This is a genomic window from Mesorhizobium sp. M4B.F.Ca.ET.058.02.1.1, assembly GCF_003952505.1.
Lineage (GTDB): Bacteria > Pseudomonadota > Alphaproteobacteria > Rhizobiales > Rhizobiaceae > Mesorhizobium.
Window position 1 is genome coordinate 3,936,069 of the sequence record NZ_CP034450.1, and the last position, 15,525, is coordinate 3,951,593.

15 protein-coding genes and 2 pseudogenes are annotated in these 15,525 nt (G+C 63.3%); 9 read left to right on the plus strand and 8 right to left on the minus strand.

The annotated features are described in order from the left end of the window. Positions 1–10: 10 nt before the first annotated feature. Together EJ073_RS19240 and EJ073_RS19245 are read right to left on the minus strand one after the other, a co-directional pair. Complete coding sequence (locus EJ073_RS19240) at positions 11–994, minus strand: SPFH domain-containing protein (RefSeq protein ID WP_126057153.1); 984 nt, start codon at positions 992–994, stop codon at positions 11–13. A gap of 21 nt (positions 995–1,015) precedes the next feature. After that, positions 1,016–1,738: an NUDIX domain-containing protein gene (locus EJ073_RS19245; RefSeq protein WP_126057154.1), complete on the minus strand. Its 723-nt coding sequence runs from the start codon at positions 1,736–1,738 to the stop codon at positions 1,016–1,018. Between the two features lie 233 nt (positions 1,739–1,971). Here EJ073_RS19245 and EJ073_RS19250 point away from each other — a divergent pair, with 233 nt between their 5' ends. Together EJ073_RS19250 and EJ073_RS19255 are read left to right on the plus strand one after the other, a co-directional pair. Then, the gene (locus EJ073_RS19250) at positions 1,972–2,331 is read left to right on the plus strand and encodes a VOC family protein (protein ID WP_126057155.1); all 360 of its coding nucleotides are present in this window, start codon (positions 1,972–1,974) and stop codon (positions 2,329–2,331) included. A 189-nt stretch (positions 2,332–2,520) separates the two neighbouring features. After that, positions 2,521–4,176: an ATP-dependent Clp protease adaptor ClpS gene (locus EJ073_RS19255; protein WP_126057156.1), complete on the plus strand. Its 1,656-nt coding sequence runs from the start codon at positions 2,521–2,523 to the stop codon at positions 4,174–4,176. A 66-nt stretch (positions 4,177–4,242) separates the two neighbouring features. Here the strand turns inward: EJ073_RS19255 and EJ073_RS19260 are convergent. The 3 genes and pseudogenes from EJ073_RS19260 to EJ073_RS19270 all read right to left on the minus strand — a co-directional run bounded on the left by EJ073_RS19260 (position 4,243) and on the right by EJ073_RS19270 (position 7,253). Further along, positions 4,243–5,081: pseudogene (locus EJ073_RS19260) on the minus strand (ABC transporter ATP-binding protein). Next, a complete protein-coding gene (locus EJ073_RS19265; protein ID WP_126057157.1) occupies positions 5,075–6,154 on the minus strand; it encodes an iron ABC transporter permease in 1,080 nt (359 codons plus the stop codon). The pseudogene EJ073_RS19260 and the gene EJ073_RS19265 overlap by 7 nt, the downstream one beginning before the upstream one ends. Further along, positions 6,144–7,253, minus strand: coding sequence for an ABC transporter substrate-binding protein (locus tag EJ073_RS19270; RefSeq protein WP_126059279.1), 1,110 nt, complete (start codon positions 7,251–7,253; stop codon positions 6,144–6,146). The genes EJ073_RS19265 and EJ073_RS19270 overlap by 11 nt, the downstream gene beginning before the upstream one ends. A gap of 138 nt (positions 7,254–7,391) precedes the next feature. Between EJ073_RS19270 and EJ073_RS19275 the strand changes: the two genes are divergently transcribed. After that, positions 7,392–8,201, plus strand: a complete 810-nt coding sequence (locus EJ073_RS19275; RefSeq protein WP_126057158.1) for a class I SAM-dependent methyltransferase — start codon at positions 7,392–7,394, stop codon at positions 8,199–8,201. A gap of 196 nt (positions 8,202–8,397) precedes the next feature. Here EJ073_RS19275 and EJ073_RS19280 read toward each other — a convergent pair whose 3' ends face one another. Then, positions 8,398–9,303 (minus strand): LysR substrate-binding domain-containing protein, encoded by a 906-nt coding sequence (locus EJ073_RS19280; protein ID WP_126057159.1) that lies wholly within the window; start codon positions 9,301–9,303, stop codon positions 8,398–8,400. Positions 9,304–9,412: 109 nt separating this feature from the next. Here EJ073_RS19280 and EJ073_RS19285 point away from each other — a divergent pair, with 109 nt between their 5' ends. The 6 genes and pseudogenes from EJ073_RS19285 to EJ073_RS19310 all read left to right on the plus strand — a co-directional run bounded on the left by EJ073_RS19285 (position 9,413) and on the right by EJ073_RS19310 (position 14,394). Further along, on the plus strand, positions 9,413–10,807 hold the full coding sequence (locus EJ073_RS19285; protein WP_126057160.1) for an FAD-binding oxidoreductase: 1,395 nt from the start codon (positions 9,413–9,415) through the stop codon (positions 10,805–10,807). A 73-nt stretch (positions 10,808–10,880) separates the two neighbouring features. Beyond that, positions 10,881–11,423, plus strand: a complete 543-nt coding sequence (locus tag EJ073_RS19290; RefSeq protein WP_245455749.1) for an MFS transporter — start codon at positions 10,881–10,883, stop codon at positions 11,421–11,423. Beyond that, positions 11,399–11,713 (plus strand): annotated as a pseudogene (locus EJ073_RS19295) (MFS transporter); the annotation flags it as partial. The gene EJ073_RS19290 and the pseudogene EJ073_RS19295, both read left to right, overlap by 25 nt. A gap of 117 nt (positions 11,714–11,830) precedes the next feature. Further along, positions 11,831–12,859 (plus strand): AraC family transcriptional regulator, encoded by a 1,029-nt coding sequence (locus EJ073_RS19300; RefSeq protein WP_245455751.1) that lies wholly within the window; start codon positions 11,831–11,833, stop codon positions 12,857–12,859. Positions 12,860–12,954: 95 nt separating this feature from the next. Next, a complete protein-coding gene (locus EJ073_RS19305) occupies positions 12,955–13,770 on the plus strand; it encodes a sterol desaturase family protein (protein WP_126057162.1) in 816 nt (271 codons plus the stop codon). Between the two features lie 12 nt (positions 13,771–13,782). Continuing rightward, positions 13,783–14,394, plus strand: a complete 612-nt coding sequence (locus EJ073_RS19310; RefSeq protein ID WP_126057163.1) for a class I SAM-dependent methyltransferase — start codon at positions 13,783–13,785, stop codon at positions 14,392–14,394. Between the two features lie 78 nt (positions 14,395–14,472). Here the strand turns inward: EJ073_RS19310 and EJ073_RS19315 are convergent, their stop codons facing one another. Together EJ073_RS19315 and EJ073_RS19320 are read right to left on the minus strand one after the other, a co-directional pair. Beyond that, positions 14,473–14,952, minus strand: a complete 480-nt coding sequence (locus tag EJ073_RS19315) for an SRPBCC family protein (protein ID WP_126057164.1) — start codon at positions 14,950–14,952, stop codon at positions 14,473–14,475. Between the two features lie 2 nt (positions 14,953–14,954). Further along, entirely contained in the window at positions 14,955–15,203 is a 249-nt protein-coding gene (locus EJ073_RS19320; protein WP_245455289.1) for a metalloregulator ArsR/SmtB family transcription factor, read from the minus strand. Positions 15,204–15,525 lie beyond the last annotated feature (322 nt).

Consider the following 15,525-nt stretch of genomic DNA (forward strand, 5'->3'; position numbering starts at 1 on the left):
GTTCGCCCCCTCAGCGGGCCTCGATCACCGCCGGGCTCTTGCGGAATTCGCCGAGCACGGTGGCGAGCAGGTCCGGCGTCACGTTGACGTGCTCGATCTTCTCCAGCTTGCCGGCGAGCTGCTGGGCGGCGAGGCCGAGCAGGATCGCGGGCGGCAGGTCGCGGTAGATGGCGATGCGCTGCCGTTCGGCCTCGGCCTTGGCGCCCTCGACGGTGCGGATGCGCTCCGCCTCGGCGGCCGCCTCGACCTGCTGCGCCTCCGCCGCGCCGGTGGCGCGGTTGCGGACGTTTTCGGCCTCCTCGGCGATCAACAGCTTCTCGCGCCGGGCCAGTTCCGTCCTGGTCGCCATTTCATTTTCGGCGATGGCACGCTCCTTTTCGACGGCGAGCGCCCGACGCTCGAAGGTCGCCTCGTCGGCCTTCTGCTGCAGGGCCTCGAAGGTCGGTGTCTGCAAGGCCCGCTCGAGCTCGCTCGTCGGGGTGAGGTTGGTGAGCCGCACGGTGACCGCGGCGACGCCGATGTCGATCAGCGCCGGGTCGGCGGCGACAACCGCCTGCAGCCGCTCGCGCAACGGGGCGGGGCCGGCGTCGAGAAGCGCGCGGACCGGCGCCTGTCCGAGATATTGCTGCACCGCCTGGTTGGCGATGCCGGCGATGCGCGCCTGTATCTTCTCGATCGGCTCGCCCTGCGGCTTGCCGGTCCTCAGATTGATGCTGAAATCGACGCGCTCCGCCAGCCGCCCGGGATCAACGACATGCCAGCCGATCGTGCCCTGCACGGCCACGGTCTGGAAATCCTGGCTGCGGCCCTTGACGAACAGTGTCATCTCGCGGTCGTCCATCGGCACTTCGGCAATGCTGGCGGTTTCCGGCGCGAACCAGAACACCAGGCCGCGGCCGCTCTGCTTCACGCGACCATCGCGATAGCGGATGACGTGGCTGCTTGCCTCGCTGCGGAGCTGGGCGATGAAGCCGAAGTTGCGGATGGTGGCCATGGTAGTCTCTCCCTCAATCGGTTACGGACGCTGGAAACGGTAAAGTTCTGCCGGTCGGTAGGCGGTGCCCGCCTCATAGGCGCCGGTCGCCGCCAACCAGCCCTTGTCGAGCAGCCGCCGGCGAAAGGCCGGCTTGTTGAGCGCGGTACCCAGAATTGCCTCGTGCACATCCTGGAGCTGCCGCAGCGTGAACAGTTCCGGCAGCAGCGCGAAGGCGACGTCGGAATAATCGAGCTTGCCGCGCAGCCTGAGCATCGCCATCGCCAGGATGTCGGCGTGGTCGAAGGCGAGCGTGAGCTTTTCGTTGTCCGGCGACAGCACGTTGACCGGACCGCCGGCCTCGCCGGCCCAGGGCACATGGATCGCGGCGGGCAGCAAAGTTGGCATCGCCCGCGCGGCCGCGTCGAAGGCCGTCTCGGTCAGCAGAACGAGATAGGCAACGCTGATGATGCGCATGCGCGGGTCACGATCGACCGCGCCGAAGGTGTAGAGCTGTTCGAGGCGAGCACCCTCAATTGCGGTCTTGTCGCGCAGCACCCGCGCGGCAGCGGCATCGAGGGACTCGTCAATGCCGACAAAGCTGCCCGGCAACGCCCAGCGGCCCGCATGCGGATGCTGGTCGCGTTTGAGCAGCAGGACCGTGGGACGGCCGTCGCGCAGCCCCAGCAGGACGAGGTCGACCGCCACCGACGGCCGCTGGAATGCGTTGGGGTCGTAATCCTTGAGGAAATCGGTCTCGGTCATCAACGTGTCTCATGCCTATTACGCAAGTTACATATATCTATCTTGAATATATGTCAACTGACACGCAGGAGTTCGAGAGACGGTCAAGAAAGGTGAGCGCAGATCGTCCATGCCCCTGTCTTGTGCGCTGATCGCCGTTAACTCGATGTCAGGCTGTTCGGGGTGCTGTTGGAACGCCACGCAGATCCGCGCGTTTGCAAGTAAAGCTGTGCGGTCAAGACGGAGCTCGCGCAATGGCCTCCATCCGGTACATCGTGACGGACGTGGATAGATCGGTCGAGTTCTATCGCGACAGACTCGAGTTCTCGGTGAACATGCACAATCCCGGCAAGTTCGCAGCGCTTGTTCGTGATGACCTGACGCTCTATTTGAGCGCCCCGGGAGCGGGCAGCGGAGGCACTGCCGGCGGCAATCCGGAGCCTGGCGGCTGGAACCGGTTCATGATTGTCACGAAGGACTTGGATGGGCTCATCAGCCGGTTGGATGCCGATGGGGCCGAATTCAGGGGCGAAATCAGCGAGGCGGGAGCCGGTCGAGCCAGGCTTCTGAAAGACCCATCGGGCAACCTGATTGAACTGTTTGAATTCAAGTAATCAATGCCGCTGACCGCCTGCTCTGCGCGCAACATCCCGAACTCAGAATACAAATGCTAAGCGCTCCGCCTGACGACATCCCCAGCGGCAGGCAGTTGCTCTTAGCGGTCCTCTTTAAGTTGTTAACAATTCGTGCAACCTGACGCATATAGTGTTGATCTGCAGCAAGCTGGGAAGCGAGCCGTTACCTTGCGCGATACGCCCGCCGAGACAATCGATCTGCAGCTTGTCATTCACAATGACGATCAGACCCCATGGGAGTTTGTCGTCAATCTCGTTCGCTCGGTCTTCGATCGATCGGAGGCAGAGGCCGAGGCCTTGACCGCGACGGTGGCGCAGCAGGGAAAGGCAGTGTGCGGCAGCTACCCTTTCGCGGTGGCGAAGGCGATGCTGGACACCGCGCAGCAGCGCATCAAGGCTGCCGGTCACCCGCTTCGCATCACCGCCGCTCCCGGCGAAACTGAAGGCGCGGCCACGGCCGGCCATGCCGCACAGGCTCCGCGCAACAAAAAGTTCAAGTATGCCCATGAAGCGATCGCCTGGCATTTCGACGGACTGGCGCATGACGAGATCATCGCGACCTCCCGCCAGTTTCCCGGCCACATGCGCGCCGACGTGCAGGTGGCGCTCGACAAGCTGTTCTCGGCCTCGCCGGTTCGCTTCTTCGGTCTCTACGAGCAACATCGCTACGAGACGCTGACCTTTGCCGCGTTGACGAAGGAAGGTCAGTTCGCCGTCACCATCTCGGCAGCGCAGTACCAGGACGTCGATATCGGCGAGAGCGATCCGATCAAGTGCCTCAACAATGGCTTGTGGCTCAATCGGGATGGAGACCTGCACTACGCGGTCGTGCTGTCCTTTCACCGTGAGTATGGTCACGAGGCCGGAACCTGCGTCGAGATCGCGGTGCCGGCCGGCGAGGATGGCGTTGCCCTTGTGGACCGTTGCTTCTCCCAACTGGAGGCCGCGATCAATGCTGCGCGATCCTACCGCGGCAAGGTTCTCTCGCTCGAGTCGGAAGGTGACTATCGCGGCCGCTCCAAGGGAGTGATGGTCCATCGCTTGCCGCAGGTGCAGCGCGACGCGATCATCCTGCCGGAACGGACTTTGAAGCTTCTCGACCGCAACGTGATCCGGTTCATCGAGAGCCGGGAGGCGCTGCGACGGCTTGGGCAATCGACGCGCAAGGGCATCTTGCTTTACGGCCCGCCGGGCACCGGCAAGACGCACACCATACGTCACCTCGCCGCCAATCTCCCTGGCCACACGACACTGATCATAACGGCCGACCAGATGGGCCTGTTGTCGCAATACATGACCCTGGCGCGCCTGCTACAGCCGGCTACGGTCGTGATCGAGGACGTGGACCTGATTGCCCGCGACCGCGAGAGCATGGGAGGTCCATGCGAGGAAGCGCTCCTCAACACCCTGCTCAACGAGATGGACGGTTTGAAGGACAATGCCGACATCCTGTTCATCCTGACCACCAACCGGCCCGAGCAACTTGAAGGCGCTCTCACCGGGCGGCCGGGACGTATCGACCAAGCCATCGAGGTGCCGCTGCCGGACGACGACTGCCGGGAGAAGCTGGTGCGCCTCTATGGCGGCGGGCTGAAACTTTCCGATAAGATCGTGAGCGAAGCTGTGGCGCGGACGAAGGGGGTCAGCGCGGCGTTCATCAAGGAGCTCATGCGCCGTACCGCGCAGACCAGCATCATGCGTGGCGACGGAGAGGTGGTGACCCCCGAGGATCTGGCCGAGGCCCTGGACGACATGCTGTTCACCGGCGGCCGGCTCAACGTCAGGCTGCTTGGCGGCGCAACCGACGGGCCATCGAGTTGCTGAGCCAGTGGCCGAATAGGGGCAGGTGACGGCGACCTGTTCGCTGCAAGCGGCGTAATGCGGTTGCCGTCATGCGGCCGGAACGGCTGCCGCTTCGAATCTCCTCCGGATCCCGGATTCAGTTTCCGCTGCCGACATAACGACCGTCCGACGCCCATCCGCCACGCCATCCACGATGACGTGGCCGATGCCGCGCGAGCACGGCTCGACGCGCGCGTCGACGTGATAAATATCCCGGAGCAGATCGGATGTGATGATGTCCGGCGACGGCCCGCATGCGACCAGCCGGCCATCCGCGATGACCATCGCCTGATCGCTGAAGCGCAGGGCGTGATTGAGGTCGTGCAGGGCGATCAGCACGACCATGCCTCGCGCCCGGGCAAGTTCCCGCATGAGGCCGAGCACCTCCACCTGCCGCGACAAATCGAGTGCCGATGTCGGTTCGTCCATCAGCAGGATTTCCGGCTCGCGCACCAGCGTCTGCGCCAGGCTGGCGAGCTGCCGCTGGCCGCCGGAAAGCTCGCCCACATTGCGGAAAGCGATGTCGGCGATGCCGAGCGCCGCCAGAGTCTCGTCGATGCAAGCCAGATCATCGTCGCCCACAGACCAGCCCATTCCCTGCTTGCGGGCGAGCAGCGCCGACTCATAGACGGTGAGCACCGCATTGGCGGAGGTGTCCTGCGGCATGTAGCAGATGGCATTCCGCCCCGGGACGCACCGTCGACATGCACCTGGCCCGGTCCGTGCAGAAGCCCGGAGATGCGCCTGAAGAGCGTCGACTTGCCGGCCGCGTTCGGGCCGATCACGGCCACGATGTCGCCGCCCTCGAACGCAGGTGTGGTCACATCCCGAAGCCGAAGACTCTTGCCGTAGCGCGCGCCGAGCGCGTCGAGCTGGATCGTCACCATGAGCGCCTCGCGCTGGACAGGATGAGCGAGATGAAGAACGGAATGCCGATGAGCGAGGTGACAATGCCGATCGGGAAGACTGTCCCGGGGATGAGCGACTTGCTGACCACGGAGCTCGCCGACAGGATCAGCGCGCCCGACAGGGCCGACGCGGGCAGGAAGAAGCGCTGGTCCTCCCCGATGACCATCCGTGCGATATGCGGACCAACGAGGCCGATGAAGCCGATGGTGCCGACGAAGGCGACGGGGATGGCGGCGAGAAGAGTCACCAGCATCAGCGTCTCCAGCCGCAAGCGACCGACCTTGACGCCAAAGCTGGCTGCCTTGTCTTCGCCCAGCCGCAGCGCCGTCAGCGCCCAGGCGCGCCGCGCGAAAATGGGCAAAACTGCGAGGAGAATGAATGTAGTGACGGCGAGCTTGGGCCAGGTGGCCTTGGTGAGGCTACCCATGGTCCAGAAGACGACTGCCGCCAGCGCTTCCGCCGATGCGAAAAACTGGACGAGCGCGAGCAGCGCGTTGAAGGTGAAGACCAGCGCGATGCCGAGCAGCACGATGGTCTCCACGCTGACGCCGCGCTTGACGCTCAGCATGTGAATGAGGAACGCCGCCAGCATCGCCATCACGAAGGCGTTGATCGGCACGACATATTCGACCGCGGCGGGGATGAGCCTCACGCCGAAGGCCAGTGCAAGTGCTGCGCCGAAACTCGCGGCGGCTGATATACCGAGCGTGAAGGGGCTCGCCAGCGGGTTGTTGAGGATTGTCTGCATCTGCGCGCCGGCCACGGCGAGCGCCGCTCCCACGACGATGGCCATCAGCGCCACCGGCATGCGGATTTCCCAGAGCACCACGCGCACCTGCTGCGGCACCGTATCAGGAGCAAGAAGCGCCCGCACGACCTCACCGAGCCCATAGCGAGCTGGACCGACCGCAAGGTCGACGCAGAGGCTCAAGAGCAGGGCGGCGCAAAGGCCGGCGAGAATGATCTGCCGTCGCCAGACGAGGGCGCGATAACGCCCTCGTCCCTCGGTGCGATCGACCGCGGCGCCGGCGGCCGTCGTCTCAATCGACATCGGTCAGCGAGACCCAGTGGCCCGGCCTGTAGGCGACCGGCAGGAACTTCTCGTGCAGCACCCTGAAGGTCGCTTCGGGGTCGAGGTCGGCGAAAAGATCCGGATGCAGCCACTTCGCCATTTGCTGGATGGCGACGAACTGATAGGGGCTGTTGTAGAACTGATGCCAGATGGCATGCACCTGACCGTTCTCGACGGCCTTCACGCCAGTCAGCGCCGGCCGTTCGGTCAGCGCCTTCAGCTTGCGCAGCGCCTCGGCCTCGTCGCGGCCGGGGCCGACACCGACCCAGGCGCCGCCCGGCACATAGGCTTCCCACCAGCCGCCAGTGACGATGATCTGATCCGGGTTCGAGGCGATGATCTGTTCGGGATTGAGCGTGCCGAACGTGCCCGGAATGATGTCCATAGCGATGTTGTCGCCGCCCGCCATCTCGACGAACTTGCCGAAATTGTCATCGCCGAAGCTCATGCAGCAGTCTTCCGAATAGCCACCGGCACGCTCGATAAAGACCTTGGGCCTTGCCGGCTTGGCTTTCTCAATCACGTCGGTGACGCGGGCGATCTCGGCGGCGCGAAAGGCGATGAACTCCTCGGCGCGCTCCTCTTTGCCGAACAGCTTGCCGAAGAGGCGCATGCTGGGCTCGGTGTTGATGAAGGGGCGCTCGCGGAAATCGACATAGACGAGCGGAATGCCGGCGGAGGCGAGCTTCTCGATATACTTGGCGTCCTCGGTCGCCTGCTTCGACTCGATGTTCATCAGGATGACATCTGGCTTAAGCGAGACGGCCTGCTCGACATCGAAGGTGCCGTCCTTGAAGCCACCGAAGGTGGGAATCTCTGCCATCCTGGGGAATTTCTCGAGGTAGGCGGCGTAGTTGTCTGGATCCGCCTGGCTGAAATCCTCGCGCCAGCCGACGATGCGCTTGAACGGGTCCTCGGCGTCGAGCGCCGCGACGAGATAGACCTGCCGGCCTTCGCCCAGGATGACCCTCTCGACCGGAACGTTCACCTCGATCTCTCGGCCGGTGACGTCAGTCACTTTCACCATCTCCGCCCTTGCGGCCAGCGTCAGCAGGGCAACGATAGCGGCCGCCATCATCCCCGTCGCGATCCTTCCAAAAGTCATCACGCCCTCTCTTAGGTGGATTGTCAGAGGCGGCTTATAAAAGATGACTTCAAATCTCAAGAAATATCTTTTAGAGCCATTCCAGACTGGGCACCACGACAAGGGTTTGGAATGGTGGGCGAGGCCAATTATTCGCTGCGGGACGAAATACGTGATTACTGGTCGGCGCGTGCGGAGACCTTCGACGTCTCAGTGGGGCATGAGATCTTCTCCGAGCGGGAGCGCAGAGCCTGGCACAGGCTGATCCTCAAGCACCTGGGCGCCGGGAACCGCCGGCGCGCGCTCGATCTCGCCTGCGGCACCGGGGTTGTATCCCATCTCATGTACGACTTGGGCTACGCCGTGACAGGACTGGACTGGTCAGAGGCCATGCTTTCCAAGGCGCGTGCGAAGGCAACGCAAAGGGAAAGCGGCATCCGGTTCCTGCTCGGCGACGCGGAGCGCACGCTCGAAGAAAAGGACTGCTACGACGTCCTCGTCACCCGTCATCTCGTCTGGACGTTGGTCGATCCGCGAGCGGCGTTCGCCGAATGGTTCTCGCTGCTCAAGCCCGGCGGACGGTTGCTGATAGTTGATGGTGACTTCGTATCCGAGACCTGGGCAGCCCGTCTGCGTAGGATCTTGGAGAGACTGCCCGGCTCAACGGTCGAGGCGGCCGGCGCTCTGGACCAGGCGATGATGGACCGCCATCGCAGCATCCTGTCGCGGCTCCACTTTTCGCGCGGCGCCAAAGCGGACGAGGTCTGCGCGCTTCTTGCGGAGGCTGGCTTCGAGGTGCCTGTGGTCGACATCCGGCTCGGCGCGATTCATCGCGCACAGGCGCGGCACCTGAACTTCCTCAAGGCGCTGGAACGCTCGATGCAGCATCGCTATGCAATCTGCGCGACCAAGCCGGCGCGAGCTTTCAGGTCCCGTCTCTAACCATGAAACGTCGAAATTGCGGTGTTCGCAACGTTGCGAGGGCATCGAAAAATCGATCGATCTCGCTGTCTGTCTAATCCTGACAGCAGTCCTTCCGCTCGCTCCCAGTCCGTATGGGACCGCCTAGCGCTACATCACCGGCGGCAACAACAGCCACTTGTTCCCTTCCCGCCCACGGCGCGCGGGTTGGACGGTCTCATATGACGGTTCTCATCCAGCCCAGGAAGGATTCTATAACCGCGGATCGGGCACTGTGGTGCATCCAGACGACATAAAAGCTGTAGCCCGGCAAGGACATTGGATGCGCCTTGACGAGAGAGCCGTTTTCCAGTTCGCGGCCGACCACAATATCACTGCAGATCGCAATGCCTTGCCCGGCGACAACCGCGTCGATCGCATGCAGTTCCTCGCGAAAGCTCAAATCCCAGGCTTTGTCCGGGATTGACTCCGGATCGATTGATCGGGCCATCGCCAGCCACCGGGACCAGGTGGGAGCATCCGGATCCCGGTTCATCCAGTCAAAGTGGATCAAAGGATAACGCAGGAGATCGGCGGCGCGCTCGATCAGCCGCCCATCGCTTGCCAACAATTGGGGACTGCAAATCGGAAAGAAGGAATCGCGGCATATCTCCTGCGCGGCAAAGTGCAAAGGCGGGCGACGCGTATAGCGGATCGCTACATCCGCGGCGCCGGCGCGCAGATCGAGTACCGCGTCCGTTCCGATGATCTCCAGTGGTATTGCCGGGTTGGCCTCTCGCCATTTCGGCAGCCGGGGCACGAGCCATCGACTCGCGAAAGCGTTCGGGCTCGTTACCCGCAATGGCGCCTGAAAATCGGGCTCGGCGACCGCGGCAAGCGAGCCGGCGAGAAGATCAAAGCCGTTGCGCAGGATCGGAAACAGCCGCACTCCCGCGCTCGTCAGCACGAGCGGGCGCGGCCGGCGCTGAAACAGCTTGCGACCGCATATCTCTTCCAGCAAGCGGACCTGGTGGCTGATCGCCGTCGGCGTCACGCCGAGCTCCACCGCCGCGGCCTTGAAGCTGCCGTGCCGGGCGGCGGCCTCAAAGGCGTGCAATGCGCGCAGCGGCGGGCGGTTTGTCATGCGCGGCAGCCTAGATGAATTCTTCTCATCCAGCAGCCGAGAATTTCGCTTTTGCAGAAGGTTGGACCGTGTGAGACCGTAACGTTGTTCGAACGGCGGGAGAACAGCGATGGAGATCCCACGAAAGGCCGACGCGCCATTGGGCCGATCCCATTCCCAGACTGTGGCGGTCGAACAACTGCGCCGAGGTCTGCGAGGCGAATTGGTATTGCCGACGGACACTGCCTACGACCAGGCGCGCAAGGTCTGGAACGGGGCGATCGACAAACGCCCCGCCGCAATCGTCTTTTGCGCCGATGCCGGTGACGTCGTCCATGCCGTGACCTACGCCAGGTTGCAGGGCTTCGTCGTGGCGGTGCGCAGCGGCGGCCATAACGTCGCCGGCCTGTCCGTGTGCGACGATGGCATGGTGATCGATCTATCCCGCATGAAGAAAATTGTCGTCGATCCCGAGCGCTGCATCGTCAGGGCCGAGGCCGGCCTGAATCTCGGCGAGTTCGACGCCGCCACACAGGCGTACGGTCTTGCGACAACCATGGGCGTCAACGGCGACACCGGTATTGCCGGCCTGACGCTCGGCGGAGGCTTCGGCAAGCTCGGGCGCAAGCACGGCCTGAGTTGCGATAATCTGATCGCGGCCGAAATCGTCACGGCCGACGGGCGGCTGTTGCGAACAAGCGCCCACGAGCATCCAGAACTGTTCTGGGCCTTGCGCGGCGGCGGTGGCAATTTCGGCATAGTGACGGCGTTCGAATACCGGCTGCACCCGCTTGGCCCGGCCCTTCTCGTGGGCTCGGTGCTTCACGCCTATGATCATGCGCGCGAGGTCATGCGGTTTTACGACAAATTCTCCCGTGGCGCCCCGGACGAGTTGAGCGTCGACGCCGCGCTCGTCACACTGCCGTCGGGCGACCGTGGCTTCAGCATCTCGGCGTGCTATGTCGGCGCACCCGAGGCGGGCAAACCGGTCATCGAACCGATGATGACATTCGGGTCCCCCGTCGAAAGCCGCCTGCAGGCCGTTCCCTATCTTCAGATTCAATCGGCGGCCGACAGCCTTTTTCCACGCGGACGACGCTATTACTGGAAGGCGCAGTTCCTGCACGAGATCAGCGATGCAGCGATCGATGCGCTGCTCGACAGTTACGCGAAGGCTCCCAATCACTGGTCCCTGCTGGTTTTCCAGCAGGTCGGCGGCGCGATCGCCCGGGTGCCCGCGTCGCACTCGCCCTACGCCAATCGCGATGCGGCCTTCGACTGCTTCCCGATCGCCATCTGGGACGATCCGGCCGATGACGAGGCAAACATGCGCTGGGCGCGCGACCTATGGAACGCGGTCAGACCATTCTCCACCGGCGGCGTCTATGCCAACAATCTTGGTGATGAGGGTGACGAGCGCGTGCGTGATGCCTACGGCGAAAATTATGCGCGCCTGGCAGCAGTCAAGAAGCAATACGACCCGACCAATTTCTTCCGACTGAACCAGAATATCAGGCCTGAATAGTTCGGACTATTCGGGAGGAGCCGTGCGCAGCCGTTGGACGATCCTTGCTGTCCTGTTTATCGGCCGCGCCGCAATGGCGTTTCAATTCCAGAGCGTCGGCGCCGTCGCGCCCCTTGTCAGCGATAGCCTCGGTGCGAGCCTGGCCGACATCGGCATCCTGATCGGCCTCTATCTTGCACCGGGGGTCGCATTGGCCCTGCCCGGCGCGACCATCGGCCAGCGCTATGGCGACAGGGCGACCGTGCTCGCCGGCCTCCTGATGATGCTGGCGGGTGAAACGCTGATGACGTCGTCTGCGCCCTGGAGCCTGCAGATCAGCGGCCGACTGATCGGCGGCACTGGCGGCGTTCTGCTGAACGTCCTGATGACCAAGATGGTCGCCGACTGGTTTGCCGGCCGGGAAATCGCAACGGCCATGGCCATCTACATCAACTCATGGCCAGCGGGCATCGCGATCGCTCTGATGCTGCTGCCAGCAATCGGGACGACCTTCGGGATAAGCGCTGTGGGCATCGCCGTTGCGATACTGATTGTCGTCGCCATCGGCCTGATTGCCTTCATCTATCAAGCTCCGCAGGCGCCGCCCGCCGGGTGCAGGCGGTGGCTCTGTTCCTAACCGCCGCGACAGGCGAGTTCGCCTGGTGGCTGCTCGCCAGTGTGCTGCTCGGCCTCGGCACTGCGATGGTCTATCCGAGCTTGATCGCTGCGGTGTCAGATGCATCGCATCCCTCCTGGCGCGCCCGCTCACTCAGCGTCTACCGTTTCTGGCGCGATCTTGGCTATGCGATCGGCGCGCTCTCGGCCGCCGACTTCTTCGGTCTGGCTGCGGCGATTACCGCGGTTGCTGCGCTGACCTTCCTGTCAGGCGTCGTCGTGGCGCTCTTGATGAACGAACGCCGCGCGTGAGCGCCGGGCGCCGCCTGGAACTCAAGCAAACCGCTTAACCCCCAACCGGATCGCGTTGCCTTGTCGGCGTAACTGCGTTTACTTGCCGGTATGAACGGAGGGGGCATTTTGGACTTGATGTTGCGGGGCGGCGCGATCTCCCTCAACCTGCTCTTGGCCCTTCAGTTTGTCAGACTACGGCCGGTGCGCGCGGGGACACTGAGCGGCCTCCTGCTCACTCTCGGAGTCGCCAGCTACGTTTTGCTGTCCGCACCGGGCATGCCCGGGATGCTGGGCGATGCTCACTGGATACCCTTGCTGCTAGCCGTCCTCAATCCCGTCTTCCTGTGGTGGTTCGCAATCGGCCTCTTCCGCGACGACTTTGTCTGGTCGCCCGCTTACGCGCTACCCGGCGTCGTTCTGGTCGCGATCCTGCTGCTTGGCCACGGCAACAGCCCAATGCTTGCTGGCGTCCAGACCGTCCTGCATCAGGTGGTGCTCGTGGCTCTGCTTGCACATATCGTGTGGATGGCCGTTCAGGATTTTCGTAATGATCTCGTCAATTCCCGGCGCCGTTTCCGCATCGCGCTCGCCATCGTCCTGCCGCTGGCGGCCGTCCTCATTGCGGCCGGCGAGATCTATGCGATGTTCGCGCCGCTTCCCAGCTGGACGACGCTCGCGCAGGCCGTGATGCTGTTTGCGCTCTCCTTCGTCTTCACCGCATGGCTGGTACCCCTGCGTCTGGATTTGTTCGAGGCGCCCTCCCGGCCGGCCGTCAGCGTCAGCGAGCTCTCGCCCGCCGAGCGCATCGAACTGGAGCGTCTGAAGCGTGCCGTCGCAGACGGGGTGTGCCTGGAGGCCGAGCTATCGCTCGGCCAATTGGCTGGGCGCCTTGGCGTGCCCGAACATCGCCTTCGTCGGCTGATCAATGCCGGGCTCGGTTTCAGAAGCTTCTCGGCGTTCATCAATGAGCATCGCGTCGATGAGGCCCGGCGGCGGCTTGCCGACCCGGACCGCGTGCGCGAGCAGATCGTGTCGATCGCTTTTGGCGTCGGCTACGCGTCGCTCGCGCCATTCAACCGGGCATTTCGCGATCGCACGGGCACGACGCCGTCGCAGTTTCGAAAAGATGCGCTGGGCAAGCTCATCGATTCCGAAAATCTCTGATCGAAATCCAGTTTTTCCTATCGGCTTCTCCTGGTGCGAAGCCGCGGCGAACGCCCTCCGGTAGTCCTGGCTGTCCAACACCGGAGGCTTGCCCAATGCTTGACGCCCTAACCGTCGCGCCGCTCATGCGCTTCGTAGCCGACATTTATCCGGTGATCCTGCAGAGCGATCTCTATCGCTACCTGATCGGCGCCGGCGGGACGTTTCTCTTGATCAACGTGCTCCTTTCGGCGCGGCTTGCATCACGCAAGATTCGCCAAGAGACACCGCAAGCGCGGCAAATCATCCGCGAAATTCTCACGTCGCTCCGGACCGTCGTGATTTTCTCCCTGGTCGGGTTGACGATCGCCATTCTGGCCAATCTTGGCTGGCTCCCGGTCTATGAAGACCCAGGACAATACGGGTGGGCCTATTTCGCCATCAATGTCGTCGCGCTGATCGTCGCGCACGATGCGTGGTTCTACTGGACCCACTGGTTCATGCATCGCCCAAAACTGTTCCGGTGGTTCCACCGCCTCCACCACCGTTCGTACAATCCGACACCGTGGACCGCCTATGCCTTCGACGCCAGCGAAGCCTTCGTCAATGCGGTGTTCCTTCTGCTCTTCATGGCCATCATGCCGACCAGTGTGCTCGCCGCGTTCATCTTCACCGCGCACATGATGCTCAGAAACGCCATTGGCCACAGCGGATACGAGATATTTCCCGCCAACCGGGAGGGCCGCCCTCTGTTCGATTGGATGGCCACGGTCACACATCACGACCTGCACCATGCGCGGCCCCGCGCTAATTTCGGACTCTATTTCACCTGGTGGGACAAGCTCATGGGAACGGAAGACCCAACTTATTACGATGAATTCCAGCGTGCGGTCACACGCTGCGCGCTGCGCACCCGGCGACCTGCGAACTGAAGGGACAGGACCGTGGGCTTCTATCAGAATGTCCTGCTGCCGCGCCTGGTGCACCGCTCAATGACCAACCGTGAACTGCTGCCTTACAGGCACAGCGTGCTCTCGGCCGCGGAAGGACGCGTGCTCGAGATCGGCATTGGCTCAGGCCTGAATCTGCCACTCTATCCTGCCGCCGTGCACGACGTGATCGGCCTTGATCCGTCACCGCGGCTATTGGCGATGGCCCGGCATACCGCCAGGCATTGTACTTGCGCAGCAAATCTCATCGAGGCCTCGGCGGAGGAAATTCCGTTGGACAGTCACTCCATCGATACCGTTGTCACAACCTGGACGCTCTGCTCGATCCACGGCGCCGGCCAGGCGCTTGGCGAAATGCGGCGGGTACTCAAGCCAGGCGGGCAACTCCTGTTCGTGGAACACGGCCTCTCGCCGGAAGCGTCGGTTCAACGCTGGCAGGATCGCCTGACGCCGTTCTGGAAGCGCATCGGCGGCGGCTGCCATCTCAACCGACCGATCCGCACCCTGATCGAAAGCGCGGGCTTCAAGATCGGGCATCTTCAAACAGGCTATGCGAAAGGGCCAAGGCCGATGGTCTTCATGTACGAAGGCCGCGCCGTACCGTAAACCGAACCCACGTTGCGACATGGCAGCCGATCTGCAAGGTCCGCACCGTCCAGTGCGGACCTTTCATTCATCCATGAGTCACCGACCAAACAGGTCGGCGTATCGCTGCAGGTAGAGCGGCCAGCCCTGATCGGCCGCAACACCATCGCGCACGCCTTCCCAACCCGCGCCGTGGCGCTCGAGCTTGCGGTGCTCCAACTCGACGCGCGTGCGGTTGGCGGCCTCTGCGGTGAACCGCACTTCCCACTCGCTGGTCTTGTTGAGATCGGTCTCCAGCCGCCATTGCGGCGTGATGTTCCAGCTAAGCAGCAGCCGGTGCGGCGGCTCGTAGGCCAGTACGTTCGCCCAGCGACACTCGCTGCCGTCTGCGCTGCGATCATAGATGTTTCCACCGACGCGCGGCTCGAACACCGTTTCGACGATGGGTACACGGAGCAGATTGTGCTCCTTGGGTTTGAACTTGCCAAAGTCCTCGGTGAAGACTTTGAAGGCGCGCTCGATCGGTGCCTCGACCACGATCGAATGCCTGACGATTGTATCTGCTGCTTGCGTACTCATCATCACTCCTTTGGCTGCTGCTCCACGGCTTCCTTGTAGGCCGCGAGCGTTTTTATCCAGAACCGGTCCAGGTCGGCGCGCAAAGCCGCCAACCCATCGGGATCGACGCGATAGATGCGGTGCTTGCCGGCGGGTGTGTCGACCACGAGCCTGGCATCCTTCAGTACCTTCAGATGCTGCGAAACCGCGGACCGGGTGACCGGCAGAGCGCTTGCCAACTCGGTCACCGAACTCGGGTGTTCGACCAGCATCTCGAAGATCGCGCGCCTCGTCGTGTCGCCGAGAGCCGTCCAGCCGCTGTTTAAGTTAGTTTCCACTAACGTGTTAGTATCGGCTCACGCGTTAAATGTCAACTGGATCCTCATAGAGTTTCCAGCCAGTCTCGATTTCGAAACCAACTCGGAACGCTGGATTGGCGGTCTCGGCTCGATGAACATCCTTGGTGGCGCTGCCGCTCCGACTGTTCGGTCCCGACGGCTACGGCGGCGTCGGCCGGTCACTACCGCCCGTCAGTTCAGTTCGGCCTTCGCCTCATTTGGCTTTGCCGCGATGACGGGCTGGCGTAGGGACGTC

Coding starts and splice junctions, on each gene's coding strand:
- EJ073_RS19240 (WP_126057153.1), bottom strand. CDS start 994: ATGGCCACCATCCGCAACTTCGGCTTCATCGCCCAGCTCCGCAGCGAG.
- EJ073_RS19245 (WP_126057154.1), bottom strand. CDS start 1,738: ATGACCGAGACCGATTTCCTCAAGGATTACGACCCCAACGCATTCCAG.
- EJ073_RS19250 (WP_126057155.1), top strand. CDS start 1,972: ATGGCCTCCATCCGGTACATCGTGACGGACGTGGATAGATCGGTCGAG.
- EJ073_RS19265 (WP_126057157.1), bottom strand. CDS start 6,154: ATGTCGATTGAGACGACGGCCGCCGGCGCCGCGGTCGATCGCACCGAG.
- EJ073_RS19270 (WP_126059279.1), bottom strand. CDS start 7,253: ATGATGGCGGCCGCTATCGTTGCCCTGCTGACGCTGGCCGCAAGGGCG.
- EJ073_RS19275 (WP_126057158.1), top strand. CDS start 7,392: ATGGTGGGCGAGGCCAATTATTCGCTGCGGGACGAAATACGTGATTAC.
- EJ073_RS19280 (WP_126057159.1), bottom strand. CDS start 9,303: ATGACAAACCGCCCGCCGCTGCGCGCATTGCACGCCTTTGAGGCCGCC.
- EJ073_RS19285 (WP_126057160.1), top strand. CDS start 9,413: ATGGAGATCCCACGAAAGGCCGACGCGCCATTGGGCCGATCCCATTCC.
- EJ073_RS19290 (WP_245455749.1), top strand. CDS start 10,881: ATGGCGTTTCAATTCCAGAGCGTCGGCGCCGTCGCGCCCCTTGTCAGC.
- EJ073_RS19300 (WP_245455751.1), top strand. CDS start 11,831: ATGTTGCGGGGCGGCGCGATCTCCCTCAACCTGCTCTTGGCCCTTCAG.
- EJ073_RS19305 (WP_126057162.1), top strand. CDS start 12,955: ATGCTTGACGCCCTAACCGTCGCGCCGCTCATGCGCTTCGTAGCCGAC.
- EJ073_RS19315 (WP_126057164.1), bottom strand. CDS start 14,952: ATGAGTACGCAAGCAGCAGATACAATCGTCAGGCATTCGATCGTGGTC.
- EJ073_RS19320 (WP_245455289.1), bottom strand. CDS start 15,203: ATGCTGGTCGAACACCCGAGTTCGGTGACCGAGTTGGCAAGCGCTCTG.